The organism is Aliiglaciecola sp. 3_MG-2023 (assembly GCF_030548205.1).
Classification (GTDB): domain Bacteria; phylum Pseudomonadota; class Gammaproteobacteria; order Enterobacterales; family Alteromonadaceae; genus Aliiglaciecola.
In genome coordinates this window covers 134,195-151,540 of sequence record NZ_JAUORV010000006.1, presented here as the reverse complement: position 1 = coordinate 151,540, position 17,346 = coordinate 134,195, and the positions used below count along the sequence as shown (strand labels likewise).

Annotated in this window: 17 protein-coding genes; 7 read left to right on the top strand and 10 right to left on the bottom strand. The window is 40.5% G+C overall.

Annotated elements, in window-relative coordinates; translation table 11 throughout:
* Nucleotides 1-3: 3 nt before the first annotated feature.
* The 8 genes from pheT to thrS form a co-directional block, all read right to left on the bottom strand.
* Nucleotides 4-2,391, bottom strand: a complete 2,388-nt coding sequence (pheT, locus tag Q4574_RS08680; protein ID WP_303473623.1) for a phenylalanine--tRNA ligase subunit beta — start codon at nt 2,389-2,391, stop codon at nt 4-6.
* Nucleotides 2,392-2,405: 14 nt separating this feature from the next.
* Nucleotides 2,406-3,386 (bottom strand): phenylalanine--tRNA ligase subunit alpha, encoded by a 981-nt coding sequence (pheS, locus tag Q4574_RS08675; RefSeq protein WP_216047295.1) that lies wholly within the window; start codon nt 3,384-3,386, stop codon nt 2,406-2,408.
* A gap of 349 nt (nt 3,387-3,735) precedes the next feature.
* Nucleotides 3,736-5,586 carry a ferrous iron transporter B gene (locus tag Q4574_RS08670; protein WP_303473620.1) on the bottom strand — a complete coding sequence of 617 codons (1,851 nt, stop codon included), beginning with the start codon at nt 5,584-5,586 and terminating at the stop codon, nt 3,736-3,738.
* 69 nt (nt 5,587-5,655) lie between these two features.
* On the bottom strand, nt 5,656-5,925 hold the full coding sequence (locus Q4574_RS08665; protein ID WP_303473618.1) for a FeoA family protein: 270 nt from the start codon (nt 5,923-5,925) through the stop codon (nt 5,656-5,658).
* Between the two features lie 189 nt (nt 5,926-6,114).
* Nucleotides 6,115-6,471 (bottom strand): 50S ribosomal protein L20, encoded by a 357-nt coding sequence (rplT, locus tag Q4574_RS08660; RefSeq protein ID WP_216047298.1) that lies wholly within the window; start codon nt 6,469-6,471, stop codon nt 6,115-6,117.
* 18 nt (nt 6,472-6,489) lie between these two features.
* Entirely contained in the window at nt 6,490-6,687 is a 198-nt protein-coding gene (rpmI, locus tag Q4574_RS08655; protein ID WP_216047299.1) for a 50S ribosomal protein L35, read from the bottom strand.
* Nucleotides 6,688-6,828: 141 nt separating this feature from the next.
* Nucleotides 6,829-7,383 (bottom strand): translation initiation factor IF-3, encoded by a 555-nt coding sequence (infC, locus tag Q4574_RS08650; protein WP_303473613.1) that lies wholly within the window; start codon nt 7,381-7,383, stop codon nt 6,829-6,831.
* A gap of 4 nt (nt 7,384-7,387) precedes the next feature.
* On the bottom strand, nt 7,388-9,304 hold the full coding sequence (gene thrS / locus Q4574_RS08645; RefSeq protein ID WP_303473611.1) for a threonine--tRNA ligase: 1,917 nt from the start codon (nt 9,302-9,304) through the stop codon (nt 7,388-7,390).
* Between the two features lie 182 nt (nt 9,305-9,486).
* Between thrS and Q4574_RS08640 the strand changes: the two genes are divergently transcribed.
* The 6 genes from Q4574_RS08640 to Q4574_RS08615 all read left to right on the top strand — a co-directional run bounded on the left by Q4574_RS08640 (nt 9,487) and on the right by Q4574_RS08615 (nt 13,963).
* A complete protein-coding gene (locus Q4574_RS08640) occupies nt 9,487-10,161 on the top strand; it encodes an START domain-containing protein (RefSeq protein WP_303473609.1) in 675 nt (224 codons plus the stop codon).
* Nucleotides 10,162-10,255: 94 nt separating this feature from the next.
* Nucleotides 10,256-11,116, top strand: a complete 861-nt coding sequence (locus Q4574_RS08635) for a fructosamine kinase family protein (RefSeq protein WP_303473607.1) — start codon at nt 10,256-10,258, stop codon at nt 11,114-11,116.
* A 107-nt stretch (nt 11,117-11,223) separates the two neighbouring features.
* The gene (locus tag Q4574_RS08630; RefSeq protein WP_303473605.1) at nt 11,224-11,967 is read left to right on the top strand and encodes a pteridine reductase; all 744 of its coding nucleotides are present in this window, start codon (nt 11,224-11,226) and stop codon (nt 11,965-11,967) included.
* Nucleotides 11,968-11,975: 8 nt separating this feature from the next.
* Nucleotides 11,976-12,188, top strand: coding sequence for a CPXCG motif-containing cysteine-rich protein (locus tag Q4574_RS08625; protein WP_303473603.1), 213 nt, complete (start codon nt 11,976-11,978; stop codon nt 12,186-12,188).
* A gap of 98 nt (nt 12,189-12,286) precedes the next feature.
* Nucleotides 12,287-13,270, top strand: coding sequence for a DUF3080 family protein (locus Q4574_RS08620; protein ID WP_303473602.1), 984 nt, complete (start codon nt 12,287-12,289; stop codon nt 13,268-13,270).
* 543 nt (nt 13,271-13,813) lie between these two features.
* A complete protein-coding gene (locus Q4574_RS08615) occupies nt 13,814-13,963 on the top strand; it encodes an entericidin A/B family lipoprotein (protein ID WP_303473600.1) in 150 nt (49 codons plus the stop codon).
* A 58-nt stretch (nt 13,964-14,021) separates the two neighbouring features.
* On the opposite strand, the gene Q4574_RS08610 is transcribed toward Q4574_RS08615, so the two are convergent.
* Together Q4574_RS08610 and Q4574_RS08605 are read right to left on the bottom strand one after the other, a co-directional pair.
* Nucleotides 14,022-14,942, bottom strand: coding sequence for an alpha-E domain-containing protein (locus Q4574_RS08610; RefSeq protein ID WP_303473598.1), 921 nt, complete (start codon nt 14,940-14,942; stop codon nt 14,022-14,024).
* Between the two features lies 1 nt (nt 14,943).
* Entirely contained in the window at nt 14,944-16,398 is a 1,455-nt protein-coding gene (locus tag Q4574_RS08605; protein ID WP_303473596.1) for a circularly permuted type 2 ATP-grasp protein, read from the bottom strand.
* A 191-nt stretch (nt 16,399-16,589) separates the two neighbouring features.
* Between Q4574_RS08605 and Q4574_RS08600 the strand changes: the two genes are divergently transcribed.
* Entirely contained in the window at nt 16,590-17,324 is a 735-nt protein-coding gene (locus tag Q4574_RS08600) for a peptidase (protein WP_303473594.1), read from the top strand.
* Nucleotides 17,325-17,346 lie beyond the last annotated feature (22 nt).

The following is a 17,346-nucleotide window of genomic DNA, read 5'->3' as shown; positions in this document are numbered from 1 at the left end:
AAGTCATTCCCTCAATGATGCCCCGAACTTTTCTGCTAACTGGGACAGAATATCTTCAACTACCGCTTGAATGTCATTTTCTTCAAGCGTTCTTGTTTGGTCCTGTAAAATAAGAGAGATTGCCAAGCTTTTATAACCGGCCTCTATTCCCTTACCTTTGTACACATCGAATAAGTTTAGGCCAACTAGTTGATTTCCGCCAAATTTTTCGATGTAAGAAATTATCTCACCTACAACTTTATCTTCCTCTACAACGATGGCAATGTCACGTCTATTAGCAGGAAATTTTGAAATTTCTTGTGCTATAGGCAATTTTTTACCGCCGATTGCATTAAAATCAAGTTCAAATACGTAGGTTTTACCGTTTAGGCCCAAAATTTTAGTGAATTTTGGGTGAACAGCTCCCACATAGCCAACCAATTCTTGGCCACGATATATTTGCGCACTTTGACCAGGATGAAGAGCTGAGTGTTCAGCAGCCTTAAAACTAAACTCAGAAAGATTCGCTGTGGTCTGTAATAGCGCTTCTACATCTGCTTTAATATCGTAAAAGTCAACGGCGCGATCTTCCACATTCCAATGTTCATTGTTGCGGTTACCGCAGATAACACCACCGATCACGACTTCTTGCCTTACACCGGTTTTTTCACTGCTATCTGGTACAAATCGCAACCCCGTCTCAAACAATCTAACGCGACTTTGTTGGCGTTTTTGATTATAGGACACCGACTGTAATAATCCTGTCCATAAACTAACTCGCATCGCAGACATGTCCGAAGAAATTGGATGTGGCAGTTGCATGCCAATCATGTCAGGAAATAAAGCACTTTGTACCTTAGGATCCACAAACGAATACGTAATGGCTTCTTGATAATCACGCTCAACCAATGTTTGTTTTAGTCTGTCTACACTAAGGTTTTGTTCCTTATGGACTGACATTTTTAACTTCGCCGTAGGCGCTATGGTTGGAATACTGTTGTATCCGTATACTCTGGCAATCTCTTCAATCAAATCTTCTTCAATGCTGATGTCGAAACGATACGCAGGAACAACAACACTCCACTTATTGTTAGAAAAATTAACCTCTAACCCTAAGCGCATAAGGATATCTGTTACTTTCGAGTCTTCAACATGGATCCCAAGGATACGAGTAAGACGAGCAGCGCGTAATTCGATGGTCTTTTCTGCTGGTAGATGTTCTTGACTAACTGACTCAGTAATAGGGCCAGCTTTACCACCAACAATCTCAACAAGAAGTTGGGTTGCCCGCTCCATTGCCACGCGTTGTAATTGTGGGTCAACGCCACGTTCATAACGATGGGATGCATCAGTATGTAAACCATATTGACGGGCCTTACCCATAATTGCATCTGGCGCAAAAAACGCACTTTCTAAAAATATGTGTTTGGATTCAGCAGTAACACCTGATTGTAAACCACCAAAAATACCCGCCATAGCTAAGGCTTTACGTTGATCGGCTATGACCAATGTATTGGTTTTCAAAGTCGTTTCATTACCATCTAGAAGGGTTAAGGTTTCTTTTTCATTTGCAAAACGGACAATGATGTCACCATCTAATTTATCCAAATCAAATGCATGCATTGGATGACCCAGTTCGAGTAACACGTAATTGGTTACGTCTACCACAGGATCAATGCTACGAATACCGCTTCGTCTAAGTTTTTCTTGCATCCACAACGGCGATGACGCATTAACATTAATATCTTTAATCACTCGTCCTAAGTATCTTGGACAAGCATCTGGAGCAGCAAGTTGGATGTCACGAGTATCGTCAATTTGACACTCAACACTTTCAATCTTCGGTGTTGTCACTTCTACCTGATTCAAAACACCCACTTCTCGCGCAACACCTCTAATTCCTAAGCAGTCCGCACGATTAGGGGTTAAATCCACCTCGATAGTAACGTCATCTAATGCTAGGTAGTCACGGATATCTTGGCCAATAGGTGCGTCACTCGGTAGTTCAATAATACCATCATGATCTTCACTAATGCCCAGTTCAGAAAAACTACACAACATGCCAAAGGAAGGCTCACCGCGTAATTTGGCTTTTTTAATTTTAAAGTTCCCCGGCAGCACAGCGCCAACCGTTGCTACGGCAACCTTGATACCCTGACGACAGTTTGGCGCACCGCAAACAATATCAATTAACTCGTCTTGACCGATATTAATTTTAGTTACACGTAATTTATCTGCATTGGGGTGTTGCCCACACTCGACAACCTCGCCCACTAGAACACCTGAAAACTCGCCTGCTACGGGTTCAAGTCCATCAACTTCCAAGCCGGCCATACTCAGCTGTTCTGACAATTGTTCCGTTGATACCGCTGGGTTAACCCATTCTCTCAACCACTTTTCACTGAATTTCATTTGTTCGAATACTCTTAATTAAACTGCTTAAGAAAACGAAGATCGTTCTCAAAAAAGGCTCGGAGATCGTTCACACCATAACGTAACATGGTTAGACGCTCTACCCCCATTCCAAAGGCAAATCCAGTATATTCTTCTGGGTCAATATTGACTGCTCTTAAGACATTTGGATGAACCATACCGCACCCTAACACTTCCAACCATTTGCCGTTTTGTCCCATCACATCCACTTCAGCAGAAGGCTCTGTAAATGGAAAGTAAGATGGACGGAAACGAACTTGCAAGTCAGCCTCAAAGAAGTTATTTAAAAAGTCATGTAAAACGCCTTTTAACTCAGCAAAACTGACATTTTTATCAACCATCAAGCCTTCAACCTGATGAAACATAGGCGTATGGGTTTGGTCATAGTCATTTCGGTATACGCGACCTGGAGAGATTATTCGCAGTGGCGGCTTCTCAACTTCCATAGTGCGAATTTGCACACCTGATGTTTGCGTACGAAGCATCACATCAGGATTGAAATAAAAGGTATCGTGATCAGCTCGAGCCGGGTGATTAGCCGGTATATTCAATGCGTCAAAATTATGAAAACCATCTTCTACTTCTGGTCCAGATTTCACTGTAAAACCAAGCTCTCCAAAGAAGCTTTCAATTCGACGAATAGTACGACTTACGGGGTGTAATCCACCTAAGTTTTCCGTTCTGCCGGGTAAGGTAACATCAATGGTTTCACCAGCTAGTTTTGCGTTGAGCTCAGCATCTCGCAAATATTCACCACGAACTGAAATAAGCCCTTGGATTTTTTGCTTCGCTAAGTTTATCTTTTGTCCGGCAATAGGACGCTCTTCAGCAGATAACTTTCCGAGTCCTTTGAGTAAATCAGTCATATGACCTTTTTTACCCATAAACTCTACTCTCACAGCGTCTAAAGTGGCCGCATCTTGTGCATCGTTAATTTTAATTTGTGCCTGTTCAATTATGGCGTCGAGATCCATAGCTTCCTCGGATTGGAATTTTACTTAATAAATTAAAGGCCTATCTTCACAAACCTGATAAGTGTACTTTAAAAAAGAACCGGTAATTCTACACGAAATCAGACCTTTATAGCTAGCATCAGGCTATGTTTGATCAGCAATTTTTTGTATATTTAGGTGATAAGGAAGATAAATAAGGGTGAAAGCTAGCAGTTCAGTAAATTAGTGAAATTATATTTAACTAATAATGAACAATTTGAATGGCGGTAAAACAAAAAAAGTGACAATCATATTGTCACTTTTTTGTATTTTTACATGTTTCAAAAAGTCGATATCAGATGACTTAATGCTGGTTGTAATGAAGTTATACTTAAAAAATAGAATTCACTATAAAGGCCATTAAATAAGCAAGTGCCCCATAACCGACCACTAAGCCCCAGGCAATTTTTTGACTTCCGGTTTCAGCTTTAATGGTTGCAACTGTAGCCACGCATTGTAAGGCAATAACATAAAAGATTAGTAAGCCCATTCCAGCACCAAAGGTTAAACCATCGTTTTGGATATTGGCAGCCAAACCAGCAATATTTTCATCTGCACCTTCAATTCCAAACAAAGTGCCTAAGGTACCCACAAATACTTCTCTGGCTAAGAAGGACATCAGAATAGCGACACCATAACGCCAATCCACACCAAGAGGTTCAAACAAAGGTTCAATAAAGTGACCAATATGACCTAAATAAGAATTTTCTAATCCCCCTTCATGGATTGGGAAATACCCCAAAAACCAGATCCCCACAGCAACCATAAAAATAACCGGAGCGGCACGACGTATAAAATACTTAGCGCTATTAAATACGCGATACATCAGTGGTTTCCAATGGGGTAAACGGTAACTGGGTAATTCCAATATAAATGGCATTTCGCTTTTATCACCGTCTGCAAAGTGCATTTTATCCATAACAAAGCTGACAATCAGTGCTGTCATGATGCCGGTCATATACAAACCAAAAAACACCATACCTTGGGTATTCACTAAACCGCCTAGATACTGAGTTTGTGGAATAAATACGGCAATTAACAAGGCATAAACGGGTAAGCGTGCAGAACATGACATGAGGGGAATCGTCATCATTGTAATCAAACGCTTACGAGGTGATTCAATTGTACGTGCCGCCATAATGGCGGGTATGGCGCAGGCATGACCGGATAAATAAGGAATAAAGCTTCTACCAGACAAACCAAAGAAACTTAAGGGTTTATGACAAATTAGCGCCGCTCTGGCTAGATAACCACTGTCTTCTAACAACCCTATGATAAAGGTTAACACCATAATCTGCGGTACAAAGACTAAGAAAGAACCCACACCGCCAAAAATTGCATCATTTAAGAAGTCATTTATAACCCCCTCTGGGAGTGCGCCACTCACAAAAGTAGCCAGTATACCTATGCCACTTTCTACTGCATCCATTAACGGCGTGGCCCAGGTAAATATACTTTGGAACAACAGGAACATAATCGCCATAAAAGCGATACCACCCAACCAATTATGCAGTAGGAATTGATCAATTTTATTTTGCTGTTTTAACACAACATTGGCGTTCATGCCGTATTTATAAGCGAGGTGGCGACTTTGTGTTATCACCTCATCATGATTTTCACTCACGTTTTGTGGAGTACAGGTCTGTTGTTCGACTAAATCAGGTAATGCTTGTTGAAACTCAGATAATCCTATAAGTGTTTTTGCTGACAATGCAAAAACTGGCGAGCCTAATTCTGCGGAAAGTCCCTGTACATCAATTTCATGACCAAAACGCAATGCGTCATCGATCATATTAATTACAAACACAAAGCCTTTATTATGCTTTTTAGCTAATGCTTGAATTTGTAAACCAAATACCAAACTGCGTTCAAGGCGAGATGCATCCAAAACACAGACGATTAAACTAGTCTCATCACTATCTAAGGCTTTGTAAATTGCGTCTACTGCCACTTGCTCATCTTGAGAAAAACTGTGTAATGAATAGGTTCCCGGAAAATCAACAATGGTTAGATCTTTCATTTTTCCAGATTTCAGCTCTACTGTGACACCAGGGAAATTAGCCACTTTTTGCTGCAAGCCAGTTAATTGGTTAAACAGTAAACTTTTACCGCTATTCGGCCGCCCAATTAAAACGACCTTTTGTTGAGCACTCTTATGATTATCTGAAACAGTTGAAGACACTACGGGTACCTGTTTAGTGAGAATTAGTAATGTAGAAAATAACGGTTAAATTACTTCGTAGAATTTGCGTTACATTTTTATTTTGATATTTTGTGCTATTTCTTTGTCAATTGACAAGATAGCTCCACCCAACTCCACGACCTTTGGACCATTAAACGGACATTGTTTTAGACATGAGATAGTCTCTCCGTCACAAAAGCCCATTTCTTTGAGTCGATTACTCATCGCAACCGACAATCCATTTTGTAATCCAACGATTTTAGCGGATTTTTTTGTAGGAAGTTCCCACACTGTATTTTGCAACATAATTAACTGACCACAAATGAGAACTATTTTCATTTATTATCTTATAAACTCATACTAAAAGGCAAGTTCTGAATAGCCTCTTTGCACTTTTTTTAAGGGTTTAGCTGTTTACTTTGCTTCACCTTATCCTCCGAGCTTGGCTACTGAAGACCTAAAACGAAAAAAGGCGAACCATCCTGGTTCGCCTTTTTCCGAAAGAACTTAAACTTAATTGTTAAAAAATTAAGCCAATGCGCCTTTTGCTGCATCAACCAATGCAGTAAACGCGCCTTTATCATGCACAGCGATGTCTGCAAGGATCTTACGATCGATTTCGACAGACGCTTTCTTCAAACCGTTAATGAAACGGCTATAAGACATGCCATTTTGACGTGCCGCAGCATTAATACGTGCAATCCATAATTGACGGAATTGACGCTTACGCTGACGACGGTCACGGTATGCATATTGACCTGCTTTTGTTACTGCCTGGACAGCAACGCGATAAACTCGACTACGAGCTCCGTAATAACCTTTGGCTTGCTTTAGTACCTTCTTATGACGGGCACGGGCAACTACACCACGTTTTACTCTTGCCATTTTTTAGTCTCCTGTGCTTTAAACGTAAGGTAACATGCGTTGAATCAACGCAGTGTCAGCTGAATGGGCTAATTTCTTGCCACGCAAGTGACGTTTACGCTTAGAGCTCTTCTTGGTCAAAATGTGACGCAAGTGAGACTGCTTGCTTTTGAAACGACCTGAAGCGGTTTTTTTAAAACGCTTGGCTGCTCCACTATTGGATTTCATTTTAGGCATTGCTAAAACTCCGCATTGTTAAGACCACACTTGAGGACATGCTTTGCATGACTACTCTGGGGTCGATGTTTCAACATAGTAGCAAGGTGAACTTAAGGTGCAGATCCGATTTTACGGTCCTCAGTTACTTGTAAACCTTTACTACTTCTTAATTGGGGCAAGCACCATGATCATCTGACGACCCTCTACCCTATGAGGGAAAGACTCGCAGTTGGCAATGTCTTCTAAATCCGTGCGAACACGTTTCAGTTGCTCAATGCCAATCTCTTGGTGGGCCATTTCACGTCCGCGAAAACGAATCGTTACCTTGGCCTTATCACCTCCTTCTAGAAAGCGACGCAGGTTGCGCAGTTTTACCTGGTAGTCGCCTTCATCAGTGCCAGGGCGAAATTTAATCTCCTTGACCTGAATTTGCTTTTGTTTCTTCTTCTGCTCTTTTTGAGCTTTACTCTTCTCGAAAAGGAACTTTCCGTAATCCATTACCTTACATACAGGCGGCTCAGCGTTCGGACTTATCTCTACTAGATCCAAACTAGCTTGGTCGGCGAGAGTTTGAGCTTCTCCTAGAGATACTATCCCTAGCTGTTCACCTTCTTTACCAATTAAGCGAACTTCCGTCGCTGTGATTTCTTCATTGATGTTGGCTTTATCGCCTTGAGCCTTATTATTAGCGCCTTTAATATGTCGTTCCTCCACGAAATTAATCTAATTGCTTAGATGCGACCTGTTGATTAATCAACTCCATAAACCCTTCTATTGAGAATTTACCGAGGTCATCACCCTTGCGAGAGCGCACCGCTACTTCGTTTGCTTCCATTTCTTTGTCGCCTACGACTAATAAAAATGGAACACGTCTAAGAGTGTGCTCGCGGATTTTAAAGCCTATCTTCTCATTTCTCAAGTCCGACTTCGATCTAATTCCAATTTGTTGTAATTTTTTCGCTACATTTGCCGCATATTCACCCTGTTTATCGGTAATATTCATTACCACAACTTGTGTGGGTGCCAACCATGTTGGATACAAACCGGCGTATTCTTCTGTCAAGATACCGATAAAACGCTCTAACGAGCCTAATGTTGCACGGTGGATCATAACAGGCACTTTACGCTCACCGTCTTCGGCAACATAAGTCGCGCCTAAACGCTCAGGCATGGAGAAATCAAGCTGCACGGTACCGCATTGCCAAGCTCGATCTAAGCAATCATGAAGAGTGAATTCAATTTTAGGACCATAAAACGCCCCTTCTCCTGGCAAATATTGGAAATCAATGTTCTTTGACGTGAGTGCATCGGCCAATTTTTGTTCCGCTTTATCCCAGACTTCATCTGAACCAACCCGTTTTTCAGGACGAGTCGACAATTTCACTACAATTTTTTCAAATCCAAAGACTTTGTAGACTTCGTAAATCATTTCAATGCAACTTGCGACTTCTGCTTCAATCTGATCTTCAGTACAGAAAATATGCGCATCGTCTTGTGTAAAGCCGCGAACGCGCATTAAACCGTGCAATGCACCAGAGGGTTCATTACGGTGACAGCAACCAAATTCGGCCATACGCAACGGCAAATCGCGATAGGATTTCAAGCCTTGATTAAAAATCTGTACGTGACCCGGACAGTTCATCGGTTTGATAGCATACTCGCGCTTTTCTGACTCAGTGGTAAACATGTTTTCCGCATATTTGTCCCAATGGCCAGACTTTTCCCAAAGTACACGGTCCATCATCAAGGGCCCTTTCACTTCACCAAAGCCATATTCACGTTGTTTTTCACGGATGTACTTTTCTAGCTCGGTGTATATGCTCCAACCATCGTTGTGCCAAAACACCATGCCTGGCGCTTCTTCTTGCCAATGGAATAAATCAAGGGCTTTACCAATTTTACGGTGATCACGCTTTTCCGCTTCTTCTAAACGATTGAGATAAGCTTTAAGTTGTTTTTTGTCTGCCCAAGCCGTGCCGTAAATACGTTGCAACATTTTGTTATCACTGTTGCCACGCCAGTACGCCCCAGCCACTTTCATAACTTTAAAGTGTTGGCAGAAACGCATATTAGGTACGTGAGGACCACGACACATATCGACATATTCTTCATGATGGTATAGTCCTGGACGGTCATCTTTACTGATATTTTCGTCCAAAATTTCCATTTTATAAGTCTCGCCACGGGCTTCGAAGGTATCCCGAGCTTCTTGCCAACTCACTTTCTTCTTGACTACGTCATAACTGGTTTTAGCCAGCTTCAACATGTGCTTTTCAAGTTTTAACAAATCATCTTCATTTAAAGAATGTTCCATATCGATATCGTAATAAAAACCGTTATCAATAGTTGGACCTATGGCCATTTTCACATCTGGGTAGAGTTGTTTAATGGCGTGTCCAATCAAATGCGCACAGGAATGACGAATAATTTCTAGACCTTCTTCATCTCTGGCGGTAATAATCTGTAAACTAGCATCTTCGGTGATCATGTCGACTGCATCGACCAGTTCGCCATTTATTTTGCCAGCGATGGTAGCTTTCGCTAACCCTGGTCCAATATCATTGGCTACATCTAATACAGAAATGGAATGTTCGAACTGGCGTTGACTGCCATCAGGAAGCGTAATTGTAAGCATTGAATAATCCTTTACACAGTGGTGACACCTACCAAGCGCCACTTGTGAATTATAAAGTTATTTTTCGGCTCTTAATGTATAAGCAATAAAAAACACCCAAATATGGGTGTTTAAGTAACTTAAACCGAAAAATAGATAAGTTAATAAAAAATCAGCCCTGCTACGATCAGGGAGGAGGCTATATGATACCTAAAATGTTGCTGGCGATGCAATCACAACAGACAATTGCATACGTAAAATATGCCTTTGCCTGCTTTTCCTTGATGTTACCTATTCAAACCTTTGCTGAGCCTGCAAACGCAAAGTGGTTGTTGGTTAAACAAAAAGAACATGTCAGTCTACATACAACAAAAGACAAAAGCGGTTATGTTTGGCTTAAAGCCTCTGTTTTAGTTCATGGCCAACCCAACGATTTTTTAACCCTTCTAGACAATACAGACATAGCCGCCAGTTGGATTGATAATTGCGAAAAAGTTGAAATTCTTACCACCTCTTCAACTACTGAGAAAATAGTTAGAACCACTTTCAACGCGCCTTGGCCAGTCAAAAACCGAGAAATGATAACTCAGTCTTTCACTGAAATTGATCCTCAAAGCCAGACCATTCGGATTCGAATAGAAGATTATTCTGAGCATTATCCCCCCCGCCCTTCATATGTTCAGATGCAGAATGTGAAAGGCAATTGGCTAATACAAAGCACTGGGACTAATAAAATGAAGATTGAGTATATCGGCTATGGTGAGCCCTCAGGTAATATTCCCATTTGGCTCGCCAATAAATTAGCCCTATCTTCTATGTTTAAAACGTTTCGCAATTTAGGAGAAACCTTAGGTGCACCACCTTCACCAAATCACTAAAAGTTATAATAAGCGCATTTTAATAATTAAAAATACCTTCAATTATTTTTGCGTGTTCCATACTCAGGATTTACAGCTAAATTAAGTCAAAACTATGTGGCATTTTGTTAGCGATCAAATTAGTCAACAATTAAACCAAGAATTTATTTGTGATGATATCCGAGAAATAACCGAAGGCGATTCTCACAGCGCCTACCGAATTTCAGACGGTCACAAACGTTTTTTTGTTAAACTCAATGATGAAGATAAAATATTAAATTTCAGTGCTGAAGCTGAGGGCTTAGAACACATTGCAAAAGCTAATATTTTCAAAACACCTAAGGTGATCTGTTATGGGGTGTCAGAAAACAAAAGTTACCTAGTATTAGAATACCTGCGGTTAGCCCAAGGAAATGAGCAGAGCTGGTATAGCTTTGGCTCTAAATTAGCTTGCATGCACCAAACTCAAACCCAGAACATGTTTGGCTGGCAAGAAGATAACTTTATTGGCCTAACTCCTCAACCTAATCCCTGGACCAAGAAGTGGCCACAATTTTTTGCCGAGCAGCGTATTGGTTACCTGCTTCAGCTTCTGGCAGAACAAGGTCATGCTCTTGCAGCAATCGATGAGGTAGTGGTTTCTGTTGAAAAACTATTACATGGCCATAATCCAGCCGCTTCTATGCTGCATGGTGATTTATGGATAGGTAATACAGGGTTTCAACATGACTTGCCGGTGATATTTGATCCGGCATTTTATTATGGCGATAGAGAAACAGATATTGCGATGACCGAACTATTCAACAAATTCCCGGGAGCTTTTTATGATGGCTATAATACAGTGTGGCCACTGAGCAATGAATATACCTACAGAAAGCCGGTATACCAGCTCTACCATATTTTAAATCACGCCTTGTTATTTGGTGGCACTTATTTGCAAACCGCGAAATCATTACTGAAAAACATGCAAGGTTAAATCATGCAGCAGGGTGCAAAGCTAAAAGCAAACTTGTACCTAAATTCTTTCCCAGATAATCTTCTTAACCATACTAACTGAAACACTAACGTAAACAATTAGGCATTATGGAAAACAAAGTCGTATTTATTACTGGAAGCGCGAAGCGTCTTGGCGCATACAGCGCAAAATTTCTACATAATTTAGGATATCGAATAGTATTGCATTGTCACCATTCAATTGAACAAGTGAAAGATTTATCCACACAATTAAATGAAAAACGTGCTGACTCAGCAAAATGGGTTCAAGGCGACCTATGCAACTTAAAAGAATTAAATAGGGTTGCCCAATCAGCAATTGACGCCTTTGGGCGCATAGATGTGTTAATTAATAACGCCTCGGCTTTCTACCCTACTCCTTTGAACGACTTCAACTCAACAGATTGGCAAGCTCTCATGGGGAGTAACGCCCAAGCACCACTATTTTTAATTCAAAAGTTGCAAAAACAACTTATACAAAATCAAGGCGTTGTAATCAATATGGTAGATATTCATGCACAACGTCCATTGTCAGGCCATACTATATATTGCATGGCGAAGGCAGCTTTAGTGACCCTGACCCAATCACTTGCACAGGAATTAGCCCCTCAAGTTCGTGTAAATGGTGTTGCTCCTGGCGCAATTTTGTGGCCAGACACTGCTCTACCTGAAAATGAGAAAAGTGCGATTCTGTCACAGATACCTTTGCGCCGATTAGGCAGCGAAAAAGATATATCTGAAGCAATCGCATTTCTAATCTCGGCTTCATATGTCACCGGACAGATATTAGCGGTTGATGGAGGTCGTAGCATAGCGAACCCTAGTGTCGCATAGGAGAATTAATGAGTACTGAAGTATTTGAAACCGAACAAACCATTACTTGTCCAGAGTGCGGGCATCACCTGCATATAAGAGTCGATTGCAGTAATGGTGATCAAGACTTTTTTGAAGAATGTCCAAATTGTTGTCACGAGTTTCACGTTAAACTGCATATTGATGAGCTTAACCATAAACTTCAAATTAAGGTTAATTCGGATGATGAGCAGTTTTATTAGAGTAGCCAATTAAAGTAAGCTAATAATTAACATCATCTACTGCGCTTGTTTAAAGCCATAGCAGACGCGACTTTAAACAGGCCAAAAAGGGGGTTCATTTGTCAACTGTTCAGTTGCTGCTACTTTTCTGTTGCTTAATGTTAGTTAATGCGTGCGGTCAACCCTCTGTTCAATCAAATTTTCGTGATTACCAAAATCAAATTAGTGACGAATTTAACATTGCAATGCAGCTTAACACTGACCGCGTCGCTATTCGCTATCCCTCTTCAGAGGACATCAAAGTTATCATTCCTGAAACCACCATTAAGCTAAGTGACTTTTATGGTTTAAAACATTGTTCTGTTTCCCTGTTAATAGCACAACGAAATACGGCGCTGGGCAAGGTTCAATTGCCCTCTAAACGGTTTGCCTATGAAGTTCAATTAATACAGGGTCTTAGAGACTGCCTTCAACGCACTCATGAAAAAGATAAGCAACAACAGTTAAGGCAATGGATAGCGCAGAAACAGCAAATGCTGCCTTTGGTTTGGGCGCACATGGTCCTACACAGTAGCGAAATCAGGGGTTCTTTTACTACCAAAACAGAACTATTTAGCCAAATAGGCCAACAACAACTACACAGCTATCAAGACTCCCTAAGACTATTAGTTGCCCTTTACTCACCTACAGCATCAGATATAGAAAACTTAGAATTGGCATTAAATACTTTGCGAAAACAGTCGTTGGCGGCGCAATTATGGTACTCGCAAAGACAGTTGACGCGTTGGCTTAATGATATGAATAAGCACTTACAGCAACAGTTTAATGACGTTTCATGCTCGTCTACCGCCACTTCCACTCAATTAGAAAACCTTAAAAAATTATACGACGACACTTTTATAAAGAAGATACAACCAACAACTGATCGTTTAATTGATGTTGCCAATCTACTAACGCCTCATTTTAAAAAGTTGCAGGAAAACCCAATACTGGCGAAACCATTCACAGATTTTCTAGGACAAAGAGAGTTAGATTTTGAAGCTTATATTGAGGCACTTCGTATCCATAAGAGCCTGTGGCAAGAGCTGTTTAATCGCTGTTAGTGATTCAGAAAAAATCTAGCCAAACAAACGATACTGTATATAATAACAGTTATGCAAACCAGTAAAATTCGCTACTCAAAACGCACTTGTTTTGTTTATAAACAAAATCAATTGATCGGCAAGATTCAGTTTCAACGGGACGCAAACATTGGAATTTGGCGAGTGCGCTATTTATCGTCAGATTTACCTATAAACAGTGCTGACCAGCCAAGTGAAATTCAATTAAAACTATGCAATTTAGGACTTTCATGGCAATGGGGGAAGCTCTACCACAGTTATCAACATGATCGTCTTTGACCAACAAATGCGTAATCTAAATCGGCTACATTTTCATTAGTGTTGATGTGTAAAATCTTCCGATTTGTATGAAAAAATGCAAAAAGCTTTACCCTCAAAATATTAACAAAAAAATAAACCTGTTAATTTTCATAAACTTAACTATTGGCACTATACTCGCTTTATGAATACTGGAAAGCGAGTTTAAGCAAAATGAAGTTTTTTCGAAAACGAAAATACCCTGTTTAATTTCAGTGAGGCAACATTATGAATTTACAATCAAAAACTAAAATTATTGTTACATTAATCACCACCCTACTCTTACTATCAGGTTGCGCCACCATTGAAGGTGCTGGTAAAGATATCGAAAGCGCAGGCGATGCAATACAAGACGCAGCCAACGATGGGGCAAACTAACGAAAAAAGGCTCAACATCTGGTGAATGTTGAGCCTTTTTAGCTAAATACAAACGTGATTAAAAGTAGGTTTCGTCTATCTTGTTATATACCTTAATCAAACCAAGTTGCATTTCATCGATAAATTCGTGAAGTTTATCTTGAATAAGTAATTGCGGGTTCGCTTCCATCAATTGCTTTTCTACCATTGACGTCATTTCCACACACTGCTCGTAGTTAGGCAGTTCCCGCAAGCAATATTCAACCTGTTGCAAAGTATGAATCAGTGCTCTGGGAAAGCGGCTCTCCAACATAAGAAACTTTAAAACATCCGGGCGGCGAATTTTGAAACGCACTTCTCGACGATACATTTGATAAGCAGTCAGTGACTTTAACACGCTCATCCATTGCAGGTTTTCTAAAGCGGATTGTTCTGTTTCCATATCTTGCACTAAGGACGCCGAACGCACATCAATGATCCGCGTTGTCATATCAGCTCTTTCCAAATTGCGACCTATACGCAAAAATTGATAAGCTTCATCGCGGGTCATAGTGCTAACGAGTATGCCGGTTATTTTCTGATTTGACTCAATAATTTCCGTCAAATATTCATAGCGAGAACGTCGAGCGATGGCTTTTTGACGATTGCTGTGGGCAAACAAATACAACTCATTAATTTGTTCCCAAGCCTCTCTAGGAATAATTTCACGGATAGTTCTAGCGTTTTCTCGTGCAGCATTTAATGAGCTCACAATAGACCCTAAATTTTTAGTATCCCCCACCATAAAATTCAAAACACTACGCTCATTTGCTTCTTGGTATTTAGCGTAAAACTCGTCTCGATTAGAGACAATATCAACCAGGGGCTCCCAACCTAGAACAATACTTTTCGGGAGATCTAATAGTAAATTAAAGTTAACATTAATTAGTCTTGCGGTGTTTTCCGCACGTTCCAGATAACGCCCCATCCAACACAAATTACTGGCTACACGTGACAACATATTAATCGCCCTCCATATCAACAATCCATGTATCTTTGCTACCACCACCTTGGGATGAATTAACCACTGTAGAGCCCTTAGTCATTGCAACTCTGGTTAACCCTCCCATGGTAACTTTAATATCTTGCCCGCTTAAAATGAATGGCCTTAAATCCAAATGACGACCTTCCGCTTTGTTATCTATCAAAGTGGGTGCCGTTGACAGCAGTAACATGGGTTGTGCCACATAATTGCGTGGATCTTTTTTTATTAACTGGCGAAATTTCTGATGTTCTCTTTTCGATGCATGTGGACCAATCAACATGCCATAACCCCCGGATTCATTTGCCGGTTTGACCACCATTTGTTCAATATTTTCTAAAACATACTCACGTTCATCGGGGTTAATACAACGATAGGTTGGAACGTTCGGCAGTAATGCCTCTTCATTTAAATAGTATTTGATAATGTCTGGAACATAGCTATAAACAACTTTGTCATCGGCAACCCCGGAACCTGGTGCATTGGCTAAACCTACATTGCCTTTTTTCCATGCTCGCATGATCCCAGGAACACCTAATTGAGAATCTGGGTGGAATACTTCCGGATCTATGTACCAATCATCGATTCGACGATAAATCACGTCTACACGACTCAATCCGTTAATGGTTCTCATGTAAACGCAATCATCATCCTTAACCACTAAGTCATCACCGGTAACTAATTCAGCCCCCATTTGTTGGGCCAAATAAGCATGCTCAAAATAAGCTGAATTATAAATTCCAGGGGTGAGTACGACAATTTCAGGCTCTTTTACATCCCGTGGCGACAGACTTGCCAACATGTCATATAAGTCTGAAGGGTAATTATCGATAGGAAGAATATTGTACTTTTCAAACATTTCAGGGAAAACACGTTTCATTACCTGGCGATTTTCAAGCATGTATGAAACACCTGACGGAACACGTAAATTGTCTTCTAGAACGTAAAAAGTGCCATTGTGGTCCCTTACCAAATCAGAGCCACAAATATGCGCCCATATCCCCTGCGGTGGTTTTACGCCAATACAATCTTTTAAAAAGTTTTTCGATTTCTTTAATAAGTCGGCTGGAAACACCCCATCTTTTATTATGTTCTGATCATTGTAGAGATCATCAATAAACATATTCAGGGCTTTCACTCGTTGTTTAAGGCCCAGTTCAATTTGTTGCCATTCTTTGAGTTCAATAAGGCGTGGAACAATATCGAAAGGCCAAGCTCGGTCAATCGATCCCTCTTCATCATTATATACTCTGAAGGTAATTCCCATGACTTGAATAGCAGAATCAGAGGCCGCTTTATACTCTTTTATTTCGTTATCGGATAACCCTTTGAGATAATCACACAAATCTTTTGCATGTTTTCTGGGTTTAGAACGCCCCTGTATCAGCTCATCGTAGAATTGACCTATTGCATAGTTTCCCCATCTAATCGCCATAGATCCTCCGCGCTGATTTATTGTTGTTTTATATCAGTATACTCAACTAGTTATGATTTGATAGATGCTATATTTAAAATTCTATTGTTTTTAATTTCACCAGAGTTCAAAATATCGAAAAAGAGTTATAAGAACAAGATTTTGTCGATAACCAAAGGTTTTTAAACACCACAACATCAAAAGGAAGCCAATTGACTTACTGTTTAGCCATTGCCTTGAATAAAGGTTTAGTTTTTGCCTCTGACTCTCGCACAAACGCAGGGGTAGATTACGTTGCCACTTACAGTAAAATGACGACCTTCGTGTTTCCAGATAATCGCACAATAGTGTTAACCACCTCTGGCAGTTTAGCCACTTCTCAAGCGGTGATTAACGCCATAAAGCGCGACTTAGCAAATCCCAACGCTGACTTTGATATCAGTCGAGGAAACTATCTTCATGAAGTAGCCCAATATATTGGTGACTTGAGTCAACAGGAACAAAATCGCCATGCGGACGCCATGGAGAAGTCAAAGACCAGCAATGAATCTAGCTTTTTATTAGGGGGCCAAATTAAAGGGAATAAAAGTGAGATTTTCCTAATCTACCCCCAAGGAAACTATATTTCTGCCTCAGATGAAACACCGTATTTGCAAATAGGCGAAAATAAATATGGAAAACCTATTTTAGACCGTATTATTACCCCTAGTACTTCTTTAGAAGACGCAGCTAGATGTGCAATCGTTTCATTAGACTCCACAATCCGCAGTAACATTTCTGTTGGGCCACCAATTGAAATAGCGATTCATCGCAATGACCATATTGAAGAGCCTTATCACAACGTATTGACCACAAATAGTAACATGTACAGATCAGTGCAGAAGCAGTGGAACGAAGGGCTAAAGAAAGCGTTTGAGAACCTCCCCCGTTTCGATTGGGAGAAGTAACTTCTCCCCTAGGGTGTCATTA

Bases quoted from the DNA above. Each gene is read 5' to 3' on its own strand.
- pheT (WP_303473623.1), bottom strand. From the start codon at position 2,391: ATGAAATTCAGTGAAAAGTGGTTGAGAGAATGGGTTAACCCAGCGGTA.
- pheS (WP_216047295.1), bottom strand. From the start codon at position 3,386: ATGGATCTCGACGCCATAATTGAACAGGCACAAATTAAAATTAACGAT.
- Q4574_RS08665 (WP_303473618.1), bottom strand. From the start codon at position 5,925: ATGAAAATAGTTCTCATTTGTGGTCAGTTAATTATGTTGCAAAATACA.
- rplT (WP_216047298.1), bottom strand. From the start codon at position 6,471: ATGGCAAGAGTAAAACGTGGTGTAGTTGCCCGTGCCCGTCATAAGAAG.
- rpmI (WP_216047299.1), bottom strand. From the start codon at position 6,687: ATGCCTAAAATGAAATCCAATAGTGGAGCAGCCAAGCGTTTTAAAAAA.
- thrS (WP_303473611.1), bottom strand. From the start codon at position 9,304: ATGCTTACAATTACGCTTCCTGATGGCAGTCAACGCCAGTTCGAACAT.
- Q4574_RS08640 (WP_303473609.1), top strand. From the start codon at position 9,487: ATGATACCTAAAATGTTGCTGGCGATGCAATCACAACAGACAATTGCA.
- Q4574_RS08635 (WP_303473607.1), top strand. From the start codon at position 10,256: ATGTGGCATTTTGTTAGCGATCAAATTAGTCAACAATTAAACCAAGAA.
- Q4574_RS08630 (WP_303473605.1), top strand. From the start codon at position 11,224: ATGGAAAACAAAGTCGTATTTATTACTGGAAGCGCGAAGCGTCTTGGC.
- Q4574_RS08625 (WP_303473603.1), top strand. From the start codon at position 11,976: ATGAGTACTGAAGTATTTGAAACCGAACAAACCATTACTTGTCCAGAG.
- Q4574_RS08615 (WP_303473600.1), top strand. From the start codon at position 13,814: ATGAATTTACAATCAAAAACTAAAATTATTGTTACATTAATCACCACC.
- Q4574_RS08610 (WP_303473598.1), bottom strand. From the start codon at position 14,942: ATGTTGTCACGTGTAGCCAGTAATTTGTGTTGGATGGGGCGTTATCTG.
- Q4574_RS08605 (WP_303473596.1), bottom strand. From the start codon at position 16,398: ATGGCGATTAGATGGGGAAACTATGCAATAGGTCAATTCTACGATGAG.